Raw genomic sequence first — 26,113 nt, 5'->3', positions numbered from 1 at the left:
TCATCTATCGGACTTCTGTCGGGCGCTTCTCGTCTCGAATGAGAATTCTTAAGTCCAACCGTAGACTCAGATTCTCTTGACCGCTCTTAGCTCAGCCTGGCAGAGCAGCCGACTGTAGATCGGCTTGTCCCCCGTTCAAATCGGGGAGAGCGGATTTGCTTGCAAATCCGGTCGAGCCGTTTGAGCAAGTCAGTCGCAGCGCGTGAACGAAGTGAACGCGTCGTCTGACTGAGTTCAAATCGGGGAGAGCGGACTTTTCCTGCGAACAACGTGAGCAGTGAAACGTCCGTCTCGATCCGGTTTGAGCAGCGAGCAACGCGAAGCGTTGCGAGTGAGTTCAAATCGGGGAGAGCGCACTCCTTTCTGACGCCGCCTGCGAATGTAGTTTAAGTACGAGTGTTGGTGACTCTCCGTGAACGAATGTTGGTGACTCCCCCGTAATGGGGTGTCGTCATGTCTAGTATGTAGATACCATATCCGGCGATATCAGTATTATAACGGCTTATGGCGGGCGAGTTCGAATCTATCGCTGATGACGACCCTCGCTTCTGCACCGGTATTGGTGGACATCCGTGTCGAAATGAACGACCATTGGACGATGACTGTCGAGTTACACGAGACCAAGGAGACACGACACCTCGTCGCGTACGAGTCCACACGCATCCGCAACACGTTGGCATCGCTTCCTGTGGGTGCCCGCGTCCCAATCGAGATGGTTCGTGCTGGCTCGCGCTCGAATGTCTGGAAGGCAGTTGCACTCCACGGCCGACGCGTCTCTCCTCCCGACTCCTCTGCCACGACGGCCAACTGAGCCTCGCTGGAAGCGGTTCCCCATCTACACAGGTCGCTCGCTTTTCACCGCACGACGAACCGCCGATGCTATACCGTTTGCCCGTGTCCCGCAGTCCAATGAGCTTCGTCACCGAAGTTGAAGTTCGCTTTCGTGACCACGATTCGTTCGGGCACGTGAACAACGCCGTCTACGCGACGTACTGTGAACAGGCCCGCGTTGGGTATTTTGAGAAAGTAATGGGCGTCCCGCTGTCGGACCCCCATATCGTCGTTGCTCACCTCGAACTCGACTATCGCGCGCCCATCGAGGGTGTCGGAACCGCTGAGGTCAAAGTCGAAGCCGGCGAAATCGGCGGGAAAAGCTTCCCACTCTACTACGAAATCTCCTACGAGGGCGAAGTCGTCGCCACCGGCGAGACGGTTCAGGTCGCCATGGACGAGGCCGGCCGCCCAACTCGTGTTCCGGACTCGTGGCGTGAGGCGATAGCCGCCCACCCGTAGTCGAACTGAAACAACACAATCACTTTCGACAACATTCAACAACACTGCCTTTAACGGGTCATTTCTCCGACAGAATCATTATCCTACCTGTCGTTATGTCTAACTTGTAGGCTAGATACGCACGGCGGAGTTGAGACAAGAGTATTAAATAGTCTCGTGATAATCTTGTGATATGCCTCGGGGAACACTTAGTGAAACACAACAGGCGGATGGAGACGCCGAGACCCCGCTGTCCCGGGCAGGTGAGCGCGTCCTCCACATCGGTCGCGACCGGCCGATTAGAATTAGCGCCGGCCACCGCCTCCTCCACCACGACGGCAAGTGTAGTCGGCCACACGGCCATAACTACGAAATAGCCGTCCGTATCGTCGGTGAACTCACCGACGAAGGTTGGGTCGTCGACAAAGGAGTCGTGACTGACATTATCGACGAGTGGGACCACCGCTTCCTCGTCGAGGACGGTGACCCGCTTGTCGATGCGTTCGAACGGTCCGGCGACGCCGACGGGATGGTCGTCCTCGATTCGCCGCCGACGGCTGAAGTAATGGCTGTTATCCTCGAAGAGAAACTTCTGTCGGCGCTTCCAGACACCGTTTCGACGGTTTCCGTCGAAATCAGCGAGACATCCGAACTCTGCGCTGGCTTCTAATGCCCGTCTCTCATTCCGTCGACCGACCCGACACGGATGCAGACGGTAAGCGACTTCCCATCAACGAACTGTTTGCGTCGCTTCAGGGCGAAGGGAAACTCGCTGGCGTTCCGAGTACGTTCGTTCGGACGAGCGGGTGCAACCTCCGCTGTTGGTTCTGCGACTCGTACCACACCTCGTGGGAACCGACACACGCGTGGATGAGCGTCGAGGAAATCGTCGCCGAAGTCGACGCGCTCGACCCGAACCACGTCGTCGTCACCGGTGGCGAGCCGCTTATCCACGACGAGACCACGTCGCTTCTGTCGGCGCTCGCCGGCGAGTACCATCTCACCGTCGAGACGAACGGAACACTCGAAACCGACGCACCAGTCGATTTGGCGAGTATCAGCCCCAAACTCGCGTCGTCGACGCCGACACCCGAGAACGCTCCGGACGACACCGACCCCGGCGTCTGGACGGAAAAACACGAAGCAACTCGTGTCAACCTCGACTCGCTCGCCTCGCTGGTCGACCACGCCGACGACTTCCAACTCAAATTCGTCGTCACTGGCCGTGATGACCTCCCCGAAATCGAAGCGCTCGTCGAGGACGTACGCGGCGTCACCGCCCGCGAAGTCCGAGATAGCGACGTACTTCTCATGCCAGAGGGGCAAACCCGCGAGGCGCTCGCCCGCACCCGAACCGAAGTTGCCGATCTCGCGGCGGAATTCGGCTACCGCTACACGCCGCGCCTCCACGTCGACCTCTGGAACGACGCCCCTGAGACGTGAATCGCCCGCGAACGGAGTTACTGAAAACTGGGTTTTGAACACGCCACACACATGACTGACAACACCCACACCGACGAGAATGACTGATAACACTCACACCGACGAGAAACGCGCCGTCGTCCTCCTTTCCGGCGGCATGGACAGCGCGACGACCGCCTACGAAGCCAAGGAACGCGGATACGATATTTACGCGCTCCACACCTCGTACGGGCAGAAAACCGAATCGAAGGAGTACGAGTGCGCTCGTGCGCTTGCAGACGAACTCGACGCCAACGACTTCCTTCACATCGAGACGAGTCACCTGAAACAAATCGGCGCGTCGTCCCTCACCGACGACTCGATGGCGGTCGAAGACGCCGACATGGAGTCCGACGAAGTCCCCACCTCCTACGTCCCATTCCGGAACGCGAACCTCCTGTCGATGGCCGTCTCCTACGCCGAAGCCAACGACTGTGACGCTGTTTTCGTCGGCGCACACTCCGAGGACTACTCGGGCTATCCGGATTGTCGTCCCGAGTTTTTCGATGCGTTCGAGACGATGGTCGATGTCGGCACGAAACCCGACACGCACATCTCGCTCGAAGTACCCTTCGTCCACGATGCGAAGACAGATATCGCCCGCCGCGGTCTCGAACTCGGCGTTCCCTTCGAGCACACGTGGTCGTGCTACCGCGCCGAAGAACCCGCTTGCGGCACCTGCGATTCCTGTGCGTTCCGCCTGCAGGCGTTCCAGAACCTCGGCGAACGCGACCCGATTCCGTACGCCGAGCGTCCTGAGTACGTGGACGCCTAACCCGAATACGTAGCCACCGTAGCCGAGACGTGGACGCCGAGTAAGCCTGCATCGACGGTCACGCCGTAGCGTCTCCCGGCAGCAACGGAACGGAACATAAACCAACTGTCACCACGCGCGTCTTTTATCAGGCTGAGTCAATTTTCAGTCATGAGCGACGAGAAACGTCACACTGCGGCTCACTTCGGGAGCGCCGCCGAATCGTACTTCGAGAGCGAGGTCCACCGACTCGGAACGGACCGAAAGACACTGGCCGAGTGGTGTCGCGGTGCGACGCGAGCCCTCGACATCGCGGCGGGTGCCGGTCACACGGCGGGGGCGATAGCCGAGGCTGGCGTTCCGACCGTTATCGCCACCGACGCTGCTCCCGAGATGGTCGCTACCGCAGTCCGCGAGTACCCCGTCTCTGGAGTCGTCGCTGACGCCGAGCGAGTGCCGTTCGTGGATGACTCGTTCGACGTCGTCGCCTGCCGTGTCGCCGCGCACCACTTCCCTGACCCGGAAGCGTTCGTCGCCGAGGCTGCACGGGTTCTCGAACCGGGTGGCGTCCTCGCGTTCGAAGACAACGTCGCGCCTGAAGACACTGCACTCGCGGACTTCCTCAATGGCATCGAAGTTCTCCGCGACCCGACGCACGTCGAACTGTATCCCGTCTCGAAGTGGCGCGACTGGTTCGAGGCCGCTGGGTTCGAGGTCGAGGCAGTCGAACGAGCAACAATCACGCTCGACTTCGACGCGTGGACTGAACGAACTGGCGTCGAACCCGACGACCGGGCGGAACTCGAACGTCGGTTCCGCGAGTCATCCGCGGAGGCAAAGGCGTTGTTCGAAGTGGAGTTCGACGCCGATTCGGTCATCTCGTTCGACAATCCGAAGGCGCTGATTCGGGCACGAAAGCGGTAGGGAGGTGGTGGCTATTCCGCAGGTCGCGTACACGAATGTCGGCGGCCCAAATCCTCAACTATTTGCGAAGCGTCATGTACTGACATGGCACACGTAATCGTCGTCGGTGGTGGCGCCGCAGGACTCTCCGCAGCACTGTTCACTGCGAAGAACGGTCTCGACGTGGATGTGTTCGACACGGACGAAACGTGGCTTCACAAGGCGCACCTGTTCAACTACCTCGGTATCGAGTCGAAGGATGGTACCGAGTTCGTCGAAGACGCCCGCGAGCAAGTCGAAGGCTTCGGTGCGGAACTCCACGAGGCGGAAGTGACCGCAGTCGAACAGTCCGGAAACGGGTTCGTCGTCACGGCGGACGGGTCAGACTACGAGGCAGACTACGTCGTCCTTGCGACGGGCGCGAACCGCGACCTCGCGGAGGCACTCGGCTGTGACTTCACGGACGAGGGGACCGTCGATGTCGACGTGACGATGGAGACGAGTATGGAGGACGTGTACGCGACGGGTGCGATGGTCCGCGCCGAGGAGTGGCAGGCCATCATCTCAGCAGGTGACGGCGCGGCCGCCGCACTCAACGTTCTGACGAAGGAGAAAGGTGAACACTTCCACGACTTCGACACGCCTGCGGACGCGAAGTAGGCAGCTCCAGCGACGACCTATTTTCAGACTTTTTCACGCATACAACGGCAGTCTTCACGCATACGACGGCAGTCTTCATGATACGACATCTGTCTTCACGCATACGACATCCGTCTTCATGGATGCAACACTCGTCTTCATGATACGACATCCGTCTTCACGAACATGACCCTAGTAACGACTGGCACGCCACCGGAGTCGACGCCCAAGCCGCAAGCGGTAAGCCGCCACTTCCCATCGTGCGGTGTGTGACCACGTCCGAATTCGACGGTCCAATCTCCCCCTTCGCCGGTCTCGGCGTTGCGATACTCGCGATTAGTACGAGCGCAATCCTCGTCAGATGGAGTACCGCACCGAGTCTCGTAAAGGCGTTCTACCGCGTCGTGTTCACCGTCGCCCTTCTCGCACCAGTCGCACTCATCCGTCATCGTGGCGTACTGGCGACGATTTCGCACCGTGACCTCGCTGCTGCGAGTGGTGCGGGCGTCGCCCTCGCGGCTCATTTCGCGTCGTGGTTCGAGAGCCTGAACCATACGACAGTCGCCGCGAGCGTGACGCTGGTGCAGGCGCAACCGCTCTTTGTCGCGGTCGGCGCGTGGGCGTTCCTTGACGAGCGCGTGAGTCGACGAACGACCATTGGTATCGGAGTCGCCCTTGCCGGAATGGTGTTGATGTCCGTTTCCGACCTCCTCGCTCCGAGCAGTGCGCCACGGCCGCTTCTCGGCAATGGGCTCGCCGTCGTCGGTGCCGTGACAGCGGCCGCGTACGTCCTTACCGGTCGAAGCGTCCGCAGTCGAGTCGCACTCGTTCCATACGTGGTCGTCGTCTACAGCGTTTGCGCGGTTACACTTCTCGCAGTGACACTCGCCCGTGGTGACCCACTCGCAGGATATCCTCTCCGTGAGTGGCTCTTGTTCCTCGGGATGGCGCTCGGTCCGGGTATTTTTGGACACACTGTTATCAACTGGGCACTTGCACACCTCGAATCGAGCGTCGTCTCCGTGTCGCTACTTGGCGAACCTGTCGGAAGTACGATTCTTGCGCTATTTCTCCTTACTGAGATTCCGACACTTCCGACAGTTCTCGGTGGAGCCGTCGTCCTCTTTGGAATCTATATTACGGCGTCGTAATCTCTCACGCCCAATTTTGACAAATTAGATAACTGTTTCATTGCCCAGAAATGCCACTTCACCCGTGTTTTATTCTATTTGTTATCGAGCTTGATAACTACGTCACAACGCTCATTAGGATGAGTAGAGGCTAGTCGGTATGGACGACGGGTCGGGAGTAGACGTTCGCGTCCTCCACGTTGACGACGAACCGAGTCTCACGGACCTCGTTTCGATTTATCTGGAGCGTGAGGCGGGCGACGTGGACCTCTCGGTGTCGACATCGAACTCGGGTGCAGACGCACTCAAACGAATCCGTCAAGAACGGATCGATTGTGTCGTCTCGGACTACGACATGCCGGACATCGACGGACTGGAATTCCTCCGAGCGGTTCGGGCCGAACACCCCGACCTCCCTTTCATTCTCTTCACCGGCAAAGGCTCCGAGGAAGTCGCTCGTGATGCCTTCCGCGTCGGGGCCACCGACTACATGCAGAAGGATACGGGAACTGACCAGTACACCGTACTCGCCAACCGCGTAGTCAACGCCGTCTCACAGTACCGTGCGAAGGCGGCATCCGAGCGGTACGGAACCGCAATCGAAGTCCTCGACAGCGGCGTCTACTCGCTCGACAGCGAGGGACGGTTTACGTCTGCTGACGGGGTGTTCTGTGGTCTCACCGGCTACGAACGAGAGGACATTCTCGGTCAGCATTTCGCCGACCTCGCTGCGGACTCGGGAGACGAAATCCGCGACGCGTTTGTGAAGGTTGTCGACCCCGACAAACCGGATACCGAAGGATTCGAGGCTGTTCTCTCGTCTGGCCCGGCATACCCACACGACGACGAACTACTGTGCGAGGGGCACCTCGCGCTCCGTCCCACCGAAGACGACGAATCGGCTGTCATCGGTACGCTCCAGGACGTAACTGAGCGTCGTCGCCGCCGCAATCGACTCCGCTACGAAACGCGACTGAAAGACGCTGTCTTGGACACCTCCACGTCACTGATGAGTGCTGAAGCCGACGAAATCGGCACGAAAATAGAGTGGACGCTCCAGACGGTCAGCGAGGTTGCCGACCTCGACCGCTGCTCGGTCTACCTCTACAACGACGAGACGAACGTCGCCGCCTGTGTGCACAATTGGTATAGTGACTGTGACACCGGCCACCCGGAGCGCATTTCGCTTGAAGACGCCAGTTGGCTACTCAAGCGACTTCACCGCTTCGAGAACGTGCCCCTTCACTGTGTTTCGGACCTTCCACCGGATGCGTCGAACACGAAGCAACTGCTCACCGGCACCGAAACCGGTGGGTTCGTCGCCGCACCGATGGTCTCGAAGTGGTCCTTCGTCGGCTTCGTCCTCTTCGACGTCGTCGAAACGAACCGGTCGTGGACGGACACCGAGGTCGACCTCCTGCGGTCGGTCGCGAACAACATCACGCACACGCTCGCCCGACAGCGCAGAGAGCGCGAACTACGCCGACAGAACGACCGACTCGACGAGTTCGCTTCCGTCGTCTCGCACGACCTTCGAAACCCGCTCAACGTCGCAAAGGGATTTGCCGAACTCGCCCGCGAAGAAGACGACGTGACCTACCTCGACCGAGCACTGGATGGAATCTCCCGCATGGAGACACTCCTCAACGACGTGCTTTCGCTCGCGAGACAGGGTCGAAAGGTCGGTGAGACGAACTCGGTCGTGATTGAGGATGTCGCCGAACAGGCGTGGAAAGCAGTCGATACTGGAGACAACGCGGTTCTCGTCGTCGAAGATGGTCTCGGGATGACGCAAGCCGACCAGGGGCGATTCCAGCAGGCGTTCGAGAACCTGTTTCGGAACGCTGTTGAGCACGGCACACCAGACCAGACTCCATCCGATGACGCCGCTAAGAACGGTTCGGCGGAAGACCACGCACCATCCGGAATTACTCTCGAAAACGGTTCGGCAGACGGTCATCGGTCCACCAGTGAAGACGACAAACTCGTCGTCCGTGTCGGCCCGACGCAGTCAGGCTTTTACGTTGCTGATAACGGCCCTGGTATCCCGGCGGACAAACGCGAAACCGTCTTCGAACACGGACACACGACCTCTAAATCCGGGACTGGGTTCGGTCTCTCTATCGTCGAGAGTATCGTCGAGGCTCACGGCTGGGACATCGAGGTCACCGAACCCGAATCGGACCTCGGCGGTGCGCGCTTCGAGTTCGATATCGGCGGTGTCCGCTCCGAGGTCGAACCTCGGTTCTCACTCAGCGACGACTGACCGTTCTGGTCTGTCGAACCGCTACGCCAACGTAATTTCTGAGAGGTATGCTTTTGTCATTCGAGGTATGATTTTATCATTCGAGGTATGCTTTTGTCTCTCGATGGCGTGCGCGGAACATCGGTTCGAGCCCGAGACCGCCGAACACACCCGCGAGGTCACCGAGCGGACCGCACGGAAGTGTATACTTGACGCGGTCTTCGAGAACCGTCTCATCGCCGTCGGCACGGAATCGGTGGGTGTGTACCCAGTTCCGGAACGGACCATCGACCATGTCGTCGCGGAACCACGCCGTTTTCTCGTTTGCTTCACGCGCGAGGATGCGTGAGGTCCATCGCTGGCGCGGTCCGATGCCGAACGGTTGCATCGACATCTCGATGTCCGTTCCAGCGACGAGTTCATCCGGGTTCTCTTCGCCGTCCGGTCCTCGAACGGCCTCGATTTCGAGGTTCATCCACGTCGGCGTGAGCGCTTTCAGTCCGGAGGTATCAGAGTGGAACTCCCAGACGCGTTCGAGCGGGGCAGCGACGCGGGTTCGACGCTGATAGACTGGCATACTCCTCCGTTAGGGTCGAGGTAGAAAAGTCGTGTTGGCAGGGTATCAAAATGCGAGAGCTGAGACTGTCGCTCGTCGGTGTGGGGTGGTGCTTCCTAATCGTCGAAAAGCCGCCGCTCATGAGAGCGGCTTCGCCCGCACGGTAACTCCCGAGGCACGAACCGCGCGGATGGACACGGGCAACATCCGGCCATGCTGGAATTTGGGCTGGCTGCTAGATGGCGGCCGAGTGTTGGTCCACAGCCACGACACGTGTCGCGGCACTAACACCTTAGACGAGATTCATATTAACTATTTTGCACGTTCTATCGAATGTCAGATCTGAACCACCTTTTTGACGTTAGAATTTTCTCCGCAAGAGTGAGAAGCGCCCGATTTTTCACACCCAATGTTACCAATGGTGTGAACACGGTTGAGGACGTGCGAGTCAGCTACTCGCCACCTCAACCGAAATGAGGCCGAGACGGAACTGAGACCGTGACGGAATTGAAAGAGAACCGACGCGGGATTATTGAACCAAAGTAAGACTGTGACCGGACCGAGAGCCGAGCTAATTCGGCTGTTGCCCCCGGTTAGAGCGTGAACCGCGAGACGGTCGTTCCGGCCTTCGTCAGGTCGGTGTCGGTTGCGGCGGCGACGGTCACTTGGTTTTCGCCGTACTCGATTGCGACTTCGACTTCGAACGTGTCGTTTTCGGGTTCGACAAGCGTCGTCTCGCCCGGCGTTTTCACGGCGACGACGGCGGCGTCGGTCTGTCCGGAGACGACGAGTTTGTCGCCTTTGAAACGCGTGCTCACGCGGAGCGTCGGACCTGACGGTCGGTCGCTCTCGACGTAGCGCTCGCGCAGGAATGCAGGCGTTTCGACGGGTTCGCCAGCGTCGATACCGTGTGCGAGGCGGACGAACTGCGCCATCGACCACGCCAGTGGCGTCGCACTGCCGGTCCCCTCACCGAACTGCCAGTTGTAGGCCGTCGAGTGTTCGCGGTCCCAGACCTGCTCGGCGAGCATCCGCCCGGAGTTGGCGAAGGCAGCCATCGTCCGAAGCAGGTTCGACGGTTCGAGGGGACCCTCTTCGGTTCCCGCGAGGAGTTCGTACTCGCCGCGTTCGCCGGTGAAGATGGGCCAGAGTCGACCCTTCCCTTTGGCGTCGATGGACCACGGTGCGCCTTCTTCGTCGCGTTCGCGTTCGCCGTAGCCGTCGCCGTTGTAGCGGTAAAACGCCGGGCCGTGCGGCGTATCGACGCGAATCGTCTCGTCGACTTCCTTCACCGAGTTTCGGATAATCTCGTCGTCCGCGGGTTTGATGCCCAGACGCGTCAGTTCGAGGAAGCCGCCGTCGATGATTTCGCGTTCGTCGAGTGTCGGCCCGTTGTTCGCGAGCGTCCGAAGGTGTCCGGCGTCGGGTTCGCCGTCGCGGGTGATTCGGACGTAGTACGGGGTGTGTGTGTTCCGGTCGGTCCCGGTTCTGGTTGCCGTCCAGTCGCCGACACGCTTGGCCCAGTCGTCTGCGAGTGCTAACCAGACGAGTGCGTCTTCCTCGTGACCCTCGTCGAGTGCGATGGCGGCCGCACAGCCGAGTCCGGCGATTTCGGCGGCGATGGATGACGGCGAGTAGCCGGCTTCTTCCTCCCAGCGCTCCTGTGCGGTTGGCGGCCCGTTCCGGGCGACGTAGTCCGCAGAGCGCTTGACGTTGACGTAGTCGTAGTCCACGTCGTCGAAAGAGACACCGTGTTCGGTGAGCATGTAGGCCATCACCTGCGGGAACGAGATGTTGTCCATCTGCTCGCCGCCCCAGCGAGTCCGCCCGTTGAGGTAGGTGTTCTGCGGGATGAACCCACGGTCGTCCTGCTGGTAGGTGTAGATGTATTCCAACGCGTCGATGGCCGTCTCGATGTCGCCGACGGCCTCGAAGACGGTAAAGACCTGATAGAGGTCGCGCGACCAGACGAAGTTGTAACCGTACCCTTTGGCCTCTTCGGCGGGGACGACTTCGCCCCACGGAACCGACGGTGAGGCGATACCCGCGCCGAGGTAGGTCTTGTCCTCGACTGCGCGCAGACTCATGAGACAGGTCTTGTACTGCGCGGCGAGGCCGTCGTCGTTGGCGACCGAATCGGGCAGCGTCTTATCCGCGAGAAAGTCGGCCCACGAGTCGGTGTAGGCCGACCGAACCGTCTCGTAGCCACGAGTCAGTGCACCGGCGGCCTCGCCGAGTGCGGCGGCGGTGTCGGCGTGTTCGGCAAAGCCGAGCGCCAGCGTCTCCGAGAGGTCGGAGCCGGTACCGATACGGCCGACGAGGACGACGTTCTCGTCGTCGACGCGCTCTTGTGGGGCCGGAAGCGTCCCTTTGGAGAAAAAGTCCGCAAGGTATCGAGAACCGGCGACGCCGACAGTGGACCACTCGAACCGACCGGCGGTGGTGAGCGCGATAGCGACGCTGTACTTACGGCCGTTCTGGTCGATGAGAAGCGGTTCGTTTCCGTCATTGGCGTCGAACGCTCCCGCGTCGCGGGCGACGAGGTGGTAACTTCCGAGTTCGCCGAGGCGGAGTCCACGGTCCTTCGCGCCGGTGTTGGCGAGGGCCGTGTCGGCGACGGTGTACAGCTCGTACTCGCCGTCGTCGAGTGCCTCGAACTGCACATCAGCGAGCATCGCGTCGTGTTCGGGGTCGATGGCGTACTCGACGGTGAGTTCCCATTCGTGACCGCGACCGTCGCCCGTTTCTGTGATGATGTGGCGGAACACGAGCGCATCGTCTTCGACGATTTCGACCCGTCGTTCGACCGTATCGGCGTGGTCGTCTCGACGGGTCTCGTTGTGTGTCCGGGCCGTGTACTCGGATTTCGGGTCGGCGTCGACGACGAGGAAGTCGAGCGTCCTGAGATTCATCAGGTCGACCCGCGGGAAGCGAACTTCGGTGAGTGCACCTTCCGTCAGTGTAAACCAGATGCGCGAGGGGTCGTCGGTATCGTGGTCGGCGACCGTTCCGATACCGTACTTTTCGCCGGTCGTCCAACGCGGCCGGTTCTCCGGGCCAGTCGGTGCTGGCTTCGGTGCCGGAAGCGCGTCGATTTCGGCGAGAATCGCGGTCGTCTCCATCCGAATCGCGTGTGGCCAGCCGAGGGGTGCAGCACTGTCGAAACTGCCGTCGTCGAACACCTGTTCGGCGAGATAGTCCGCACCTGTCGAGAACGGACCGTCGGGTTGCAGCAGTTCGTAGAGGTTCGTCGCCCGCTCGATAAACCGGCGGCCGTCCTTGCCGAGGCGGTCACAGAGGAGGCCGAATTTCACGGCGGCGTTTGCTCCCCACGCGGTGGCGACGGACCAAACCTTCTCGCCTTCCTGTCCGTCTGCGCGCCAGTAGTCGTCCTCAAAGCGGACGAGACCGGCCACGTCGCCCCGAGGGTTCCGATACAGGCCCTTCAGGGTCGCGGACATGTGCTTGACGAGGCGATTGGCCGTCTTCGAGTCGATTTCCTCGATGTCGGCGTAGGCGTCGATGGCGTCAACGAGTGCGAAGGTGGCCGAGTCGAGTCGGTCGTCTACGTTGTCGTCACCGTGGAGACGGAGGGCGTACACCGACCGCTCTTTCGACCAGAGTTTGTCGAGACCGTCGTAGACTGTTTTCGCCTGTGTCGACGCGTGCTCGCGCAGTTCTTCGTTCACGGGTGCGGTAGCGACGGTCGAATATGCTCGTAAGAATGTCGCGGCCGTGTGGGTAAACCGACCGCTCATGTTCTCCCACGCGTTCTGACAGGCCATCGGAAGTCCGTCGTCTTCGAGACTGCTATCGAGTCCTGAGATGCCTGCTGTGATGGCCGACCGGATGCGCCCGACGAGTTCGTCGTCGAGTTCGTCACGGCGCTCCGAGAGCAGCGTCGCGAGGTACGCCACGACGCTTGCCGTCTGGTCTGCTTGATACTCCTCGTCGCCTGTGCCCTCGACGCGGCCGTGTGCCCAGCCGGGTGCGATGCTCCCGTCGACAGCCCAGACGCGGTGGGGCCACGTGCCGTCGTGGAGTTGCGTATCGCAGTAGAACTCGGCGCTCGTCGAAAGTCGGTCGCCGAGGGTGAGTGAGAACTCATCGTCAGCGCGCGCGAGCGCCAGCGAAATCTCGGCGTCGTCGCGGAACCACGTGTAGCCGTACCCGCCGGAGTGGGCGTAAAACGGGTCGAACTCAGGGCCAGCGATGCGAGCGCCGCTCGGCGCAGTCAGGAGTGAGAGGGCACGGAGGTCGGCTCGAACGATGCGTTCGCGCGGCGTCTCGTCTGGAACGAACACTTCCGCTTGTTCGCGAGCGGCGGAGCGAAGCGCGTCAGCCGTGGCGTGCTGGACCGAGCAGTGTTGCAGGTCTGCGAGCGCCTCCGAGCGAGCCATCTCGCCGTGGTCTGATAGCTGAGTGACGAGCGTCGTCCGTGCGGCCCGACCTTCCTGTTCGAGCGGGGCGCTGACGACGACATCGCCGGACAAATGGGTGTCTTCGTACCGGTCCAAAACGGCCTCTCGCGGGAAGTCGAACGTGTCATCGGAGAGAATCTCGTCGAACCGCTCGGGAATCTGCCCGCGAACGTCGTCGAGACCGGTCGAAGCCGTGACGTAGTCGTGTTCGTTCCTGTGGAACACCTCGACCGCCTGCGTCCCGTTCGGCCCGCCTTCTTCGTGGATAAGTCGGCCGACGCGGGTCTCTCGCCCCTCTGGAGCAAAGGTGAGAAAGGCAGTCAGGTGTGCGTCAGTTGGAATCGCACCGCGAAGTTCGACGTGCGTCACGTGGGCCCGACCGAGCGTCAGGTCGTACTGGTGGACGGTGTACTCGCCGGCGTCGTACTCGGTTTCGACGAGCGTCGTCTCGCGGTAGTAGTGCTGACGAACGGATTCGAGTTCGTCGAACCAGTGTGTCTCACCGTTCGTCTCGATACCGAACCGGGAGCGGTCAATACCATAGAGACCTGAAAGTGCAGACGAGTAGTCCCGGAGAGACCCGTCAAGGCCGACGTAAACAAGCCGGTCCCCGTGGCCCGAAAACGCACCGCCCGAGGTTTGACACTCTTCTGGAAAGCGTCCACCTCGGTCGAGTTTGTATTCGTTTAACGCGGTCCGAAGTCGCATAGAGGTAGACGTTGGCCCCGAACCATAAGTATTGGCTGCTCGGACACCCGTTTTTATCTCTTCTCTGCTATGAATTCGACAGACTCCACGGTGACGGGATAGAAGCCGTCTCGTAACGAAACAAGTATTCTCACGGGAGTAAACTCAAAGTCTCCCGGCACGTTCATTGAGTGTATGCATCACCCAGGTCCGCCGCAATTCATGGCCGTCGGTGAGTCCGTCCAACTCGCCCCGCGGAACCCAAACCCCGACGCTGATTACGAGTGGCACGTACGCAGTGCCCCCGTCGCGAGCAGCCTCGACTTCGAAGAAGGCACTCCTGTCGTCCAGTTTACTCCCGATGCCGAAGGGAGCTACGTCCTCGAACTCGACGCACCCGACGGGCCACACACGCTCACTGTTCGTGTGTTCCCCGGTTCGTACCTCCCGTCTGGGTCGGTCAGAAGCGGCGAGAGCGGTATGAGCGGATTCAGTGGATTCAGCGGACAGAGTGGGTCCGCCCGGCCAACTCAGTTCAGCGGTGGTGCCTCCGGTTCCGGCAGCGGTGCTGGCGAAGCCCAGCGGGGTGACGGCGGCCGTCCCCGTATTCGTCTCGATGCGACCGTCGAGGACGGCGTTGTCGTCGTCCGCGCCGACCCGCAGCCGAATCCGAATAGTGATACCGACCGAGACGACCTCGTCGTCGAATTCGTCGTCGACGACCGCGACGACGTGAATCGGTCCGCCGTCGAAACGGACGGCTGGGAACTCCGCATCCCCGTCTCAGCTATCGGCGACCGACTTCGCGTCCACGGCGTCGCCCTCGACGAGACGTACAGCGTCCCAGACACTGTGACCGTCGAACGCGACGCCATCACCGACGGCGGCGTCGCGGAAGCCGAACACGAGGGTGAAGCCGAACACGAGGGTGCAACTACCGAGGGTGAGACGAACGACACTGAGAGCACGGCCAAGAGCGACGGTTCCGGCGGACAGCGCGTCTCCGTTGCCCGTCCCAACGACCCGCCGAAGTGGGCACAGGAGGTAACGCTCTACGAAATTTACGTTCGCGGCTACACCTCCGGTGTCGACGAGAAAGGTTCGTCGGACCGCCAGACGCAGTCTGGCGATGTCGGCGATGACGAGGTCGAAAACACCTTCGAGGCGCTCGAAAACCGACTCGACTACCTCGAATCGCTCGGCGTCGACTGCCTGTGGCTGACTCCCGTTCTCCAGAACGACCACGCGCCGCACGGCTACAACATCGTGGACTTCTACTCAATCGCGGAGGACCTGGGCTCCCGTGAGGACTACGAGCAGTTCGTCGAAGCCGCCCACGACCGCGGGATGAAGGTCCTTTTCGACCTCGTGCTCAACCACTCCGCGCGCGAACATCCGTTTTTCAAAGACGCGTACAAGAATCCCGACTCGGACTACTACGACTGGTACGAGTGGCAAGAAAACGGCGAACCGGGGACGTACTTCGACTGGGAGTACATCGCCAACTTCGACCACCGAAATCTCGATGTTCGACGCTATCTACTCGATGCGGTCGACATGTGGGCCGAAATCGTCGACGGCTTTCGGTGTGACATGGCCTGGGCCGTGCCAGACACCTTCTGGCAGGAGATACGCGACCGCGTGAAATCGAAGGACTCAGACTTCCTCCTCCTCGACGAGACCATCCCGTACATCGCCGACTTCCACGAGGGAATGTTCGACATGCACTTCGACACGACGCTGTACTTCGTCCTTCGACAGGTCGGCCGCGGCGACGCCCCCGCCGAGCGAATCCTCGACGCCATCGACCAGCGCGCAGAAGTCGGCTTCCCCGACCACGCGGCGTTCATGCTCTATCTCGAAAACCACGACGAAACCCGCTACATCGTCGAATGCGGGGAATCCGAAGCGCTGGCTGGCGCGGGCGCGCTCTTTACGCTCCCCGGTGTGCCGATGATTTACGGGGGTCAGGAAATCGGTCAGCGTGGCCGCCGCGACGCCCTTTCGTGGGAGCACGCCCGCGACGATATCCGCGAACACTACGAGCGACTCATCGAGGTACGCGACGAAACACCCGCGCTCAGGTACGGCGGGTCGTTCCGCCGCATCGACTACGAGACCGATTCCGACCGTGCCGTCGCATTCGTCCGCGACCACGCCGACGGCTCGTACCTCTGTCTCCTGCACTTCGGCGATGGTTCCGTGACGGTCGATATCGGCGACCTCGACGTTGACGCCACGGACCTCGTCTCCGGCGACTCCATCGCTGCTGAGGGCGGTCTCCGCGTCGACGACGTGGCGATTTGCCCGCTCGTGTAGTACCGCTCGACGTTGCCCGTCCGCATAGCACCGTTCGCGCTGTACCGTCCCGACCCCGTCTGACCACCCGACACACGATGAGCTCAGGATACGCTCCCCCGACCCTGCTTTCGGACCGCACCGACGACCTCGTCTCGTGGTACGAGACGACCGTCGAGAGCCACGACGACGCCTTCGAGGCCGCCAAAGAACTCGCAACCCGCCTCGGAGCACACGTCGCCCCCGAAGACGACACTGACACCAACACCGGTGCTGACACTGACACCAACACTGGTGCCGACACTGACACCAACACCGGTGCCGACGCTGACACTGCAACCGTCGAGTTCGGCTTCTGGACGCCGGAAATCGTCGACGCTGACGTTCCCGAGTCCGCAGTCGAACTCGAACTGTTGACTTCGCCAGCGGACCTCGACCCCGGCGAGACCGACCACCGAGAAGTCTCATTCCGGCGTGACCGCGTCTCCGTGCGCCGCGCCGGTGAGTACCACTGGGCCGTCGTTGGAGGCGTCCGAACTGGGACGCGCGGCACGCTCGGCTCCCTGTACCAACTCGTCTACGAGGACGAAAACGGCGAGGAACAGACGATTCAGGACCCCGTCTCGTACTCCGTCCCGTTCGGTGCCTTCGCGCCCGCCGAGGTCTACGACGTGGGCGTCCTCGACGAAACTCGTACGGACCGCGAGTACTTCGAAGCACTCGGCACCGAGGATGAACGCGTCTCTACGACCGAAGACGACGGTCTCCCGCGTATCGACCCAGCGACGAGCATGCTGGAGATTCATCCGGGGACCGCGACCGAACGCGGGTCGCTCGCAGGTCTCGCCGAGGTCTACGAGGATATCGCCGGGAAGCAACGCGCTGGCGACGCACTCGAACCGTGGGAGCGCGCCTTCGCCGGTTACGACGGGATTCAGGTAATGCCCCTCGAACCCCTGACCGAAAACAAGGAACAACACGACTTCTGGTCCGTCAAGCAGGGAGAATCCGCCAACACCTCCACAAGCGAAGCGAGTGGAGGTTCGTCGGACGAACAGAGAGAATCCGCCGACATCTCCACAAGCGAAGGTTCGTCGGACGAACAAAGAGAGTCCGACGATAAACTCACCGTCGAGGTTGCCCGTCCCGAGATTATAAACTGGGGTTACGATATCGTCGTCAGCGCTTTCTCCGCGCCGAACCCGGCCATCCTCGAAACCGGTCGCCCGGACGAACTCGTGGATTTCATTGCCGCCTGCCACGACCTTCCGAGACCGGTCAAAGTCGTCTTCGACGTGGCGCTCGGCCACGCTGACAACCGCGGTGCGGAACTCCTCAACGACCGCTACATCCTCGGCCCGGGGATGTATGGTAAGCACCTCGACTACACCGAACCGACCGCTCGGGCCGTCTTCTTGGAGATGCAGCGTCGGAAGATGGACTTCGGTGCCGATGGTATCCGCGTCGACGGCGCACAGGATTTTACCTCCTACGACCCCGAAACCGGCGAGATGTACCACGACGACGATTTCCTCGCAGAGATGGACCGCGTGACGCAGGAAGTCGCCGGTACGGAGTACCGTCCGTGGATGATATACGAGGACGGTCGCCCGTGGCCGCGAGTAGATTGGGAACTCGCGGCGTCGTATCGCACCCTCATCGAACAGCATCCTCACTCGTTCCAGTGGTCGCCTATCACGTTCGCGCACAACACGCCCGCCCTTCTCACCTTCTGGGCGACGAAGTGGTGGCGCGTCCGCGAAGTCGGCGAGTTCGGAGGCAACTGGTTGACGGGCGTCGCCAATCACGACACCGTTCGCCGCGGGACGCAAATCGACCCGACGGTCGAGTTCAACCAGTCGCCGGTCAATCCCTATCTCGGCGAGGACTACCCCGATACGATAGACGAAGCCTACGACAACGCGGCCTCCTCCATGCTGTTCCACTGCTTCCTGCCGGGTGTCCCGATGGATTTTGCCCACGCCAATATGCGCGCCCCGTGGGGGTTCGTCCGCGATACCGACCTGACGTGGAACGTCAAGGTCGTCTCCGACGAATCGAAGTTCTGCTACTGGCAGGTCCGCGACGAGGATTTCGACGACGACCGATTCTTCCGCCGCGTGAAGGACCTCGGCTTCGAATCGAACGACAAACTTCTAGTGTGGATGAACGCGCTTTCGGCCGCCGTCGAGGCCACAGACTACGACCTCGACGTGATGGCCGACATGCTCTCGGCGATGGACCAACCGCTCGGCGACGACCTTTCCGCCGCCGACCTCGAAGCGTACAGCTACGCGTGGATGCGCGACGTTCACGAGTTCGCCAACCTGAGCCATTGGCACGACGAACAGGACGACGAGCGAATGAAGTTCCGCCTCGAAACCCGCGAATTCCGTCACGACCGCCCGTGGCTCCTCGCCGATTTAGACGAGGACGACGACTACTTCAGCTATCGCCATCCGACCGACGGAACGGTTCTCTACTACGGTTTCCGTCACTCCCCTGCGGGAGACGAACAACTGCTCTTCGCCGCGAACATGGAAGGTGTCACAGTCGATACCTCTCCCGAATATCTCGCCGAAGACGCCGCCGAGGACGAGAACGCGCCCGAAATTCCGACCGACGGCTGGGAACCGGCCTTAGTCGCACCCGGTGCCGAGGAGTCGTCGTCCAGTACCGACCCGTCTGCTGTCGAACTCGACAACGGCGAGGCAATCGTCTGGCGGCGCGAACTGTAGAAAACAGTCGACCGACCGATGCTCAGCGCGAATCGCCGGACATCGGCCGTGTGTACCACCACGCCCACAGGATGAGGACGCCCTGAAGCGGGAGTCGCGCCCAGCTTACCGCGTCGGAGGGGTTCCGCATGAACTCGGGCGCGCCCGTGAGCACGACGTCGTGGGTCGCCATGTAGACGTTTGCCGGGAAGACGGCAATCAGCAGGGCTATCAGTCCCCACGCGGCGAGACGTCGAGTTCGCTGAACTAACACGCCTGCGCCGAGGGCGACTTCGCCTATCCCGGAAATATACACGAGTTCGAGCGCCGCCGGGAACGACGGCGGAACGAGTTGGACGTACACTTCCGGGTCGACGAAGTGCATCACGCCCGCAACGATGTAGAAAATTCCCATCACGTAGCAGAGGGGTCGCTTGACCCGAGCGAGTGCGCTGACGGTCTCGTTTTTCATGCTGTCTCATGGTTGGAACGATAGCCAAAGAGGCTTGTCTCACCGAATCAGGTCCATCGCACTGGGTGTGTATCCGGTGATTTGGTGCCAACTATCCCCTTCGCTCCAACACCCGACCGACCCAAAGCCCGAACACCACTGCACCGACGAGAATCGGAATCGAATACAGCGGCCCCGACGGCGTCACGAACAACAGCGCCTCGGCGACGACGATAGCGACGAGCAGGCCGACGATTCGCTCGCGGGTAACGACGGTCACGCCGCGCTCCTCGTCACATCGGTGACGCGCTCACTTGACCCGTTGGTAACTGTCGCATTCATCTCCACCGACACACCGGGCAGGTAGTCGCCATCGGGACCGACCCACTGGCCCTCGGTTCCGCAGTCGGTGGTCAACCGACAGACCCGCGTCTCCGGCGGCCAGATAACCCGAATGACCCCACCAGACCGCTCCACAGAGGCGGTTTGTCGGTACGTAACCGTCTCGCCGAAGTCGCCAACGTAGGTGACGACGAGGTGGACCTCGCTCGTCCCGTTTGGGATTGGAACTCGGTCGGGACCGGCTGCGTTCGGGAAATTCGTGACGAATACCCCATCGGGCGTCATCGCCCAATCAACGGTCAGGTTCTCGCGCATCGGCGCGTCGTAGCGGGCGTACCCCTCTTCCGTCTCGGCGCGGACGGAGACCGTGTTGCTGCCATCGGGTGCGCCGAGAGTCGTCGTCGCACCGACGCGCTCGCCCGAGAGCACGTCGAGGCGGGTCAGTTCCGGTTCGACCGGGTCTTCCGCACCGGTCCACGACCCGCGGTAGGTGAATCGGTACGGCGTTCGGTTCGTCGCGTCGAGGACGGTGAAATCCTGTTCGGCCCCGTCGTCGATGGCGTAGACGACCGGCCCGTCGAAGCCGGGGTCGTTGCGGAGCGTCTGGAACGGGTGGGCCGACCAGTCGCCGTAGGGGTCGGGGTGGAACACGAGCGCCTTCGAGTCGTTTGCTCCGCCGACGCCCGTATCCCCACCGGTGCTCGGAACTGACGGGGTGAGCGGTGGGTCCTCGAACCCTGCTTCGATGAGCGGTTCGTAGGTCGATGCCAAGTTCTCAGTTCGAAGGTGGTTCTCGTCGTAGGGGTCGTCGACGGCGTCGAGAGTGACGCCGCCAGCAACGAGCGCCGAGATGAGAACGACCGAGAACACGACGCCGCGGGCTTCGGAAGCCGAAAAGCGGCGGTGAGCGAATCGGGTGCTGATGCGGAAACAGCCAACGAGTCCCGCTGCGCCGAAGACGACGAGCGGGACGAGCGCGTCGAAGTGGTAAAAGGGTCCGAGCAGGTCGATAAGCCCGTTCCGGAGTCCGTTGTGCGTCCCCCAGAAGTAGACGTTACCGAGGAACACCGACCCGAATACCCCGGCGACGACGGCGGCGAGCGCGTCGTCGGAGAGTTCCACAAACGCGCGGTCGCGACCGCCGAGTCCGTGATGTCGTCTCCGGTCGCTCCCGCGGCGGTTTCGACCGGTCGCGTGCCCCCACCACCGGGAGACCGTGAGTCCGACGCCGACGAGGGCGGCGATGGTCCCGAACCATCCCATCGGTCCCCACCGAGTTGTGAGCATATCGAGCGCTTCGATAGCCGTTTCGACCCCTATTGCGGGCGTGTAGGTGATGTCGTAGCCGAGGATTTCTCGCCTGCCGAACCCGATGCCGTCGTGCGGAGCGAACGCGATGTAGGGGAACGTAAGCGGGTCACCCGTCACGATTGCGTTGTAGGCGAGCGTCAGCCCGACAAACGCCAGTCCGGGAAGGGCAATAGCGACGTATCGGCGAAAGACGGCCCAGCCCGTTCCGACTCGCTGGGCGGTCGCAAGCGCCCACAGGGAGTGTCCTATGAACGGGAGGGCGAACAAGAGCGCAGTGTAGGGCCGCGCGAAGAGCGCGAAACCGATGAGCGTGCCTGCGACGACGGCGTAGCCCGACGAATCGCGGCGGGCAGCCCTGACGTAGCAGACGGCGAACCCGAGATTGAGCATCGTCGTCGGCGCGTACGCGAGGAACGTCGCCGACGTGAGGAGGAACAGTGGCGAGAGGCCGAGGAGGCCCGCCGCGACGATGCCTGTTTGGCGGTCGAAGATGTCTGCGGTGAGGATATAGACGAGTGCTGCGGTCACCGCGGCAACGCCGCCCAAGACGAGATTCGGTAAGCCGACGGCGAGACCAAGGGCGAACAGCGCCGGAACCGCGGGCGAATACTTCGAGTACAGTTGGACCCCACCGGGTGCGCTCGCGGTCTCTTGAACGATGAAGAACCACGGCCTGACGGCCTCCGCGAGCGCTCCGGGGTAGAGAAATAGCTTGCCCTCCAAGAGCATCGCCGCCTGCGTGAGGTAGACACCTTCGTCGTCGTTGACCGTGTGGTACGGAAAGAGGTCGACCGCCAGCCATGTGACGACGAGACCGACGAGAAGCGAGACGGCGAGTGCGGCGAGTCGGTGGCGCGTCCGCTGGCGGTCGATGCCAAACGAGAACCCGCGTGTGCGCAAGCGGTCGATGCTGAACGGGAGGTCGATATCGGTGAGTCGTGAGCCTCGTTTCCCCATCCTTAGTCCGAGTACTGGCCGGGGTCGGGGCGCTGTTCGCGCGGGAACCACGCGAGTTCGTGGCCCGCATCGAGTGACACCTCGACGCGACCGTCGGTCGGGACGGTCTCGTCGTGGTTGTGCATGCAAAGCAGGTCGTCGCCGCCGTCCAGTTCGACCTCGTAGAGGATGGTCGGCCCGAGGTAGCGCTTGCCGACGACCTCGCCGTGGCCTTCGCCATCGCAGGCGTGGGCGGACACGTCGTCCGGGCGGACGAGGATGTCGATGTCGGTCTCGTCGTACTCGGGTGCGAGTCCGTGAATTTGGTCGCGGCCGACTGTCCCGAGTTCCGTCTTGACCGCGTCACCATCGACGCGGCCCGGCAGGAAACCAGCGTAGCCGAGGAAACCGGCGACGAACCGCGATTCGGGGTGCTGGAAGACCTGTTCGGGTTCGCCAATCTGTTCGAGGTCGCCGTCGTTCATCACGGCGACGCGGTCCGAGATGGACAGCGCCTCTTCTTGGTCGTGGGTAACCGAAACCGCTGTGACGCCCGCCTCCTTGAGGATGCGACGAACCTCCTCACGCATCTGGACGCGGAGGTCCACGTCGAGGTTCGAGAAGGGTTCGTCGAGGAGCAGAATCTCCGGTTCGGGCGCGAGCGAGCGGGCGAGGGCGACCCGCTGTTGTTGCCCGCCGGAGAGTTCATCGGGATAGCTTTCGCCCTGCGTCTCAAGCCCGACGAGGTCCAGCAGTTCCCCCACGCGGGCCTCGCGGTCCGCTTTGTCGAGGTCTTTCAGCCCGAAGGCGATGTTCTCGGATGCAGTGAGATGCGGGAACAGCGCGAACTCCTGAAATACGACGCCGACGCCGCGTTCTTCGGGCGCAGTGAGGACTCCGTTGCCGGAGACCACTGTTCCGTTTAGTCGAACCGCACCCTCGTTCGGATGGTCGAGACCGGCGATGAGTCGGAGCGTCGTCGTCTTCCCGCATCCCGAGGGACCGAGTAGCGTGAGGATTTCGCCCTCTTTGACGCTGATAGACAGGTCGTCGATGACCGACTCGCTGCCGTAGGATTTCGAAACGCCGTCGAGTTCGAGGACGATGTCGGTGTCGGCGTCGGAATCGGAACCGGCGGTCATATCGGTTTGTGAGGACTGATGGTGGTTCGAACGGTCTTGCGTTTTGAGTGTGCTATTTGACATCGTATCCCTCTTGTCTGATGATGATGAGCATCGATAGCCCCGAGACGAACAATAGGATGAGCGCGGGCACCACGGCTTGGCCGAAGTAGCCCTGTTCGTGGGCCGACCAGATGTGCGTCACGAGCGTTTTGAACCCGGACGGACGAAGCATGAGCGTCGCGGGCAGTTCCTTCATCGTAGTCAGGAAGACGAGTGCCGCGCCGCCGAACAGGCCGGGCGCGACGAGGGGCAGCGTCACGTGACGGAATGCTCCGGTCGGGGTCTCCCCGAGGGTTCGCGCGGCTTCCGGCAGGGTAGGGTCAACCCGGAGGAACGACGCCCGGAGCGACCCGATGGCCTGCGGAAGGAAGCGGATAACGTAGGCGAAGACAAGGAGATAGAGCGTCTGGTAGATGGGTGTCGCATACGAACTGCCGAAGAAGACGAGCGCGAGACCGAGGACGACGCCCGGCACCGCGTAGCCGATGTAGGTCGCGCGCTCGAAGAGAGAACTTAGCCGCGAGGAGTGGCGTGCGGCGAGATACGCAACGGGGAGACCCGCGATAGTCGCCGCGCCCGCGGTCGCGGCGGAAACAAGCACGGAATTAAACGCGTATTCGGGCCGGAAGGCGAGCGACCGGCCCGTTTCGGCGACGCCCTCCGCCAGCCACGTGAGCAGGATACCCATCGGGACGACCAGCGCGACAATGGCGACGAGTGCTGCGAACCCGACCGCAGGGTATTTCCAGCGACCGAGTTTCATGACACTCCCCGAGCGGCCGCCGGTCGTCGTCCGCTCGTTACCGCGAATCTGCGATTCGAGCGTGAGAATCACGAGCGTCACGGCGACGAGTTGCAGCGAAAGCAGTGTCGCGGTGTCGCGGCCGAACGCCCCGAACTCGACGTAGATGACGCGCGTGAACGCGTCGAACCGCATGATGGCCGGCGTACCGAAGTCCGAGAGGGCATAGAGCGCGGCGAGGAGCGCTCCGGCGGCGACTGCCGGGCGAATCTGCGGGATGGTCACCCGCTTGAACGCCTCCCAGCGGGAATGGTTCAGGGTCCGCGCGGCGTCGATGAGCGTGGTGTCCATCGACTTCAACGCGGCCCGGGTGGTGATGAACACGTACGGATAGGTGTAGAGCGTCAGCACCAACACGGCACCGGGAAGGCCGTAAATTTCCGGAAGCGAATCGATGCCGAGCGGCGCAAGTAGACGCTGAAGTACACCCCGCGGGCCGAACGCGGACACAAACGTGAACGCGCCGATATAACTCGGAATAACGAGCGGTAACGAGACGGCGACTGTCCAGAAACGCTTGAACGGGAGGTCGGTTCGGACGGTGAGGTACGCTAGGGGAACGCCGAGTGCGATACACGCGGCGGTCACGAGGACGACGAGGACGGTACTGTTCAAGAACACTTGCACCGTCGTCGGGCGCGTGAGAAGTGCCAGCGCATCCGACAGTCCGACTTCGAGCGCCGATTCGACGAGCCACAACAGCGGGACGATGACGGCGGCGGCGACGGCACCGCTCGCGACTGTCAGTCCGAGCGGTTGCTCGTCGTCCCCTCCCCCAGTCGTCGTCCGCTGTTCGGTCGCCATCAGTGGGTCACCTCAGAGCACGCCCACCTCACGCAAGAGTCGTACGGTTCCTTCGAGGTCCGAAAGCTGCGTCAGGTCGAGTCCTTCCGGCGGGTTGAGTTCGTCGATACTCGGAAGTTCGCCGATGGGGTCGACACCCGAGACGAGCGGGTATTCGAAGGTCGTCCGCGCGAAGTAGTCCTGCGCCTCTGCCGACAGCAGGTGTCGGACGAAGTTGCTCGCGAGGTCGGCATCGTCAGCCGTATTGAGGACAAGCGCGCCTGCAACGTTGAAGATAGACCCGGCGTCACCCGAAGTGAACGCGGTTTTGAGCGGCGCGTTCGGGCGACCGGCGAGGATGCGCTGTATGTAGTAGTGGTTGGCGAAGCCAGCGCTGATTTCGCCGTCGGCGACGGCCTGCGAGACGAGGAACTCGTCTTTGAACTCGGTGACACCGAGGTCCTGCATCCCCTGAAGCCACTGCTTGGTCGCCTCCTCGCCTTCGAGGACGCGCATCGCGGTGATGAACGCCTGGAACGACGAGTACGTCGGGGCCCAGCCGATGTTGTCGCGGAACGCCTCGGTCTCCGGGAACTTCATGATGTCGTCCGGAATCTCCGACTCGTCGAACTGGTCGGTGTTGAACGGGACAGTCCGGGCGCGTCCAGACGTACCGGTCCACTGGCCGTCCGGGTCGTGGAACTCGTCGCGGACGAGGTCGAGAACCTCGCTCGGAAGTTTCTGTGTCCGTCCGGCGTCCTTCAACGCACCGAGCGACCCCGCGTTAACGGAGAAGAACACGTCGGCGGGGCTGTTTTGGCCTTCCGTCTGAATCTGATTGACGAGTTCGGCCGCGGAGTTGTACCGCGGACGGATGGTGAAGTCGTCGTAGTAGTCTTCGAAAAAGGAGATAAGTTCGCCGACGAGCGCTTCTCCGCGCCCGGAGTAAAGCGTCAGTTCGCCCGAGAGGTCCGGCATATCGGCCACCGACACGCCGCCGGTAATCTCGCGGTCGCCGAACGGAGAGCGCCCGGAGCCGATCTGCTCAACCGTCTCGTTGCCGCCGGATTCGGTCGTCGTCTCGTCTTCGCCGCCGAGTCCGGCACAGCCAGCGAGCGAGCCGAGACCAAGCGCCGCCGCCGTCGCAATGAACCGACGACGACCGTGGCCGCGAAGCTCCCGGTCGTGATCTTGCATATATTGATTTAGGCTACCCTAAAA

Annotated in this window: 19 protein-coding genes and 1 tRNA gene; 12 read left to right on the top strand and 8 right to left on the bottom strand. The window is 62.0% G+C overall.

Going from position 1 to position 26,113, the window contains the following annotated elements; translation table 11 throughout:
- Positions 1–80 precede the first annotated feature (80 nt).
- The 10 genes from HFX_RS08870 (at position 81) to HFX_RS08825 (ending at position 8,425) form a co-directional block, all read left to right on the top strand.
- Positions 81–154, top strand: a tRNA-Tyr gene (locus tag HFX_RS08870).
- 378 nt (positions 155–532) lie between these two features.
- A complete protein-coding gene (locus HFX_RS08865; RefSeq protein WP_004056496.1) occupies positions 533–811 on the top strand; it encodes a hypothetical protein in 279 nt (92 codons plus the stop codon).
- Between the two features lie 98 nt (positions 812–909).
- A complete protein-coding gene (locus HFX_RS08860) occupies positions 910–1,293 on the top strand; it encodes an acyl-CoA thioesterase (protein ID WP_004056498.1) in 384 nt (127 codons plus the stop codon).
- Positions 1,294–1,465: 172 nt separating this feature from the next.
- The gene (locus HFX_RS08855) at positions 1,466–1,942 is read left to right on the top strand and encodes a 6-pyruvoyl trahydropterin synthase family protein (protein ID WP_004056500.1); all 477 of its coding nucleotides are present in this window, start codon (positions 1,466–1,468) and stop codon (positions 1,940–1,942) included.
- Complete coding sequence (locus HFX_RS08850; protein ID WP_004056508.1) at positions 1,942–2,715, top strand: 7-carboxy-7-deazaguanine synthase QueE; 774 nt, start codon at positions 1,942–1,944, stop codon at positions 2,713–2,715. Before HFX_RS08855 ends, HFX_RS08850 begins: the two co-directional genes overlap by 1 nt.
- 79 nt (positions 2,716–2,794) lie before the next feature.
- Positions 2,795–3,508 (top strand): 7-cyano-7-deazaguanine synthase QueC, encoded by a 714-nt coding sequence (gene queC, locus HFX_RS08845; protein ID WP_004056510.1) that lies wholly within the window; start codon positions 2,795–2,797, stop codon positions 3,506–3,508.
- Positions 3,509–3,658: 150 nt separating this feature from the next.
- On the top strand, positions 3,659–4,411 hold the full coding sequence (locus HFX_RS08840) for a class I SAM-dependent methyltransferase (RefSeq protein WP_004056512.1): 753 nt from the start codon (positions 3,659–3,661) through the stop codon (positions 4,409–4,411).
- 84 nt (positions 4,412–4,495) lie between these two features.
- Entirely contained in the window at positions 4,496–5,050 is a 555-nt protein-coding gene (locus tag HFX_RS08835) for an FAD-dependent oxidoreductase (protein WP_004056514.1), read from the top strand.
- A gap of 248 nt (positions 5,051–5,298) precedes the next feature.
- Positions 5,299–6,180, top strand: coding sequence for a DMT family transporter (locus HFX_RS08830; protein ID WP_004056515.1), 882 nt, complete (start codon positions 5,299–5,301; stop codon positions 6,178–6,180).
- Between the two features lie 139 nt (positions 6,181–6,319).
- Positions 6,320–8,425, top strand: a complete 2,106-nt coding sequence (locus HFX_RS08825; protein ID WP_004056516.1) for a hybrid sensor histidine kinase/response regulator — start codon at positions 6,320–6,322, stop codon at positions 8,423–8,425.
- A gap of 76 nt (positions 8,426–8,501) precedes the next feature.
- Here HFX_RS08825 and HFX_RS08820 read toward each other — a convergent pair whose 3' ends face one another.
- Positions 8,502–8,981 (bottom strand): SRPBCC family protein, encoded by a 480-nt coding sequence (locus HFX_RS08820; protein ID WP_004056517.1) that lies wholly within the window; start codon positions 8,979–8,981, stop codon positions 8,502–8,504.
- Between the two features lie 572 nt (positions 8,982–9,553).
- Entirely contained in the window at positions 9,554–14,089 is a 4,536-nt protein-coding gene (locus HFX_RS08815; RefSeq protein WP_004056519.1) for a glycoside hydrolase family 15 protein, read from the bottom strand.
- Positions 14,090–14,290: 201 nt separating this feature from the next.
- On the opposite strand from HFX_RS08815, the gene malA reads away from it, so the two are divergent.
- Positions 14,291–16,387 carry an alpha-amylase MalA gene (malA, locus tag HFX_RS08810; protein WP_004056521.1) on the top strand — a complete coding sequence of 699 codons (2,097 nt, stop codon included), beginning with the start codon at positions 14,291–14,293 and terminating at the stop codon, positions 16,385–16,387.
- 77 nt (positions 16,388–16,464) lie between these two features.
- Positions 16,465–19,104 (top strand): glucosylglycerol hydrolase, encoded by a 2,640-nt coding sequence (gghA, locus tag HFX_RS08805; protein WP_004056523.1) that lies wholly within the window; start codon positions 16,465–16,467, stop codon positions 19,102–19,104.
- Positions 19,105–19,126: 22 nt separating this feature from the next.
- Here the strand turns inward: gghA and HFX_RS08800 are convergent, their stop codons facing one another.
- The 6 genes from HFX_RS08800 to HFX_RS08780 form a co-directional block, all read right to left on the bottom strand.
- Positions 19,127–19,555 (bottom strand): DoxX family protein, encoded by a 429-nt coding sequence (locus tag HFX_RS08800; protein ID WP_004056525.1) that lies wholly within the window; start codon positions 19,553–19,555, stop codon positions 19,127–19,129.
- 91 nt (positions 19,556–19,646) lie between these two features.
- Complete coding sequence (locus HFX_RS19670) at positions 19,647–19,814, bottom strand: hypothetical protein (protein ID WP_155844679.1); 168 nt, start codon at positions 19,812–19,814, stop codon at positions 19,647–19,649.
- Positions 19,811–22,144, bottom strand: a complete 2,334-nt coding sequence (locus HFX_RS08795; RefSeq protein WP_004056526.1) for an ArnT family glycosyltransferase — start codon at positions 22,142–22,144, stop codon at positions 19,811–19,813. The genes HFX_RS19670 and HFX_RS08795 overlap by 4 nt, the downstream gene beginning before the upstream one ends.
- A 2-nt stretch (positions 22,145–22,146) precedes the next feature.
- Positions 22,147–23,328, bottom strand: coding sequence for an ABC transporter ATP-binding protein (locus HFX_RS08790; RefSeq protein WP_014732365.1), 1,182 nt, complete (start codon positions 23,326–23,328; stop codon positions 22,147–22,149).
- Complete coding sequence (locus tag HFX_RS08785; RefSeq protein ID WP_004056531.1) at positions 23,318–24,913, bottom strand: ABC transporter permease; 1,596 nt, start codon at positions 24,911–24,913, stop codon at positions 23,318–23,320. Before HFX_RS08785 ends, HFX_RS08790 begins: the two co-directional genes overlap by 11 nt.
- A gap of 12 nt (positions 24,914–24,925) precedes the next feature.
- Complete coding sequence (locus HFX_RS08780; protein ID WP_004056547.1) at positions 24,926–26,089, bottom strand: iron ABC transporter substrate-binding protein; 1,164 nt, start codon at positions 26,087–26,089, stop codon at positions 24,926–24,928.
- Between the last annotated feature and the right edge of the window lie 24 nt (positions 26,090–26,113).

It is taken from the genome of Haloferax mediterranei ATCC 33500 (assembly GCF_000306765.2).
Taxonomy (GTDB): Archaea; Halobacteriota; Halobacteria; order Halobacteriales; family Haloferacaceae; genus Haloferax; species Haloferax mediterranei.
Note: the sequence above shows the minus strand (reverse complement) of the source record. Positions and strands in the feature narration are given on the sequence as shown.

Excerpts from the sequence above, each read along its gene's own strand:
- HFX_RS08865 (WP_004056496.1), top strand. The coding sequence starts at position 533 with ATGACGACCCTCGCTTCTGCACCGGTATTGGTGGACATCCGTGTCGAA.
- HFX_RS08860 (WP_004056498.1), top strand. The coding sequence starts at position 910 with ATGAGCTTCGTCACCGAAGTTGAAGTTCGCTTTCGTGACCACGATTCG.
- HFX_RS08855 (WP_004056500.1), top strand. The coding sequence starts at position 1,466 with ATGCCTCGGGGAACACTTAGTGAAACACAACAGGCGGATGGAGACGCC.
- HFX_RS08850 (WP_004056508.1), top strand. The coding sequence starts at position 1,942 with ATGCCCGTCTCTCATTCCGTCGACCGACCCGACACGGATGCAGACGGT.
- queC (WP_004056510.1), top strand. The coding sequence starts at position 2,795 with ATGACTGATAACACTCACACCGACGAGAAACGCGCCGTCGTCCTCCTT.
- HFX_RS08840 (WP_004056512.1), top strand. The coding sequence starts at position 3,659 with ATGAGCGACGAGAAACGTCACACTGCGGCTCACTTCGGGAGCGCCGCC.
- HFX_RS08835 (WP_004056514.1), top strand. The coding sequence starts at position 4,496 with ATGGCACACGTAATCGTCGTCGGTGGTGGCGCCGCAGGACTCTCCGCA.
- HFX_RS08825 (WP_004056516.1), top strand. The coding sequence starts at position 6,320 with ATGGACGACGGGTCGGGAGTAGACGTTCGCGTCCTCCACGTTGACGAC.
- HFX_RS08820 (WP_004056517.1), bottom strand. The coding sequence starts at position 8,981 with ATGCCAGTCTATCAGCGTCGAACCCGCGTCGCTGCCCCGCTCGAACGC.
- HFX_RS08815 (WP_004056519.1), bottom strand. The coding sequence starts at position 14,089 with ATGCGACTTCGGACCGCGTTAAACGAATACAAACTCGACCGAGGTGGA.
- malA (WP_004056521.1), top strand. The coding sequence starts at position 14,291 with ATGGCCGTCGGTGAGTCCGTCCAACTCGCCCCGCGGAACCCAAACCCC.
- gghA (WP_004056523.1), top strand. The coding sequence starts at position 16,465 with ATGAGCTCAGGATACGCTCCCCCGACCCTGCTTTCGGACCGCACCGAC.
- HFX_RS08800 (WP_004056525.1), bottom strand. The coding sequence starts at position 19,555 with ATGAAAAACGAGACCGTCAGCGCACTCGCTCGGGTCAAGCGACCCCTC.
- HFX_RS08795 (WP_004056526.1), bottom strand. The coding sequence starts at position 22,144 with ATGGGGAAACGAGGCTCACGACTCACCGATATCGACCTCCCGTTCAGC.
- HFX_RS08790 (WP_014732365.1), bottom strand. The coding sequence starts at position 23,328 with ATGTCAAATAGCACACTCAAAACGCAAGACCGTTCGAACCACCATCAG.
- HFX_RS08785 (WP_004056531.1), bottom strand. The coding sequence starts at position 24,913 with ATGGCGACCGAACAGCGGACGACGACTGGGGGAGGGGACGACGAGCAA.
- HFX_RS08780 (WP_004056547.1), bottom strand. The coding sequence starts at position 26,089 with ATGCAAGATCACGACCGGGAGCTTCGCGGCCACGGTCGTCGTCGGTTC.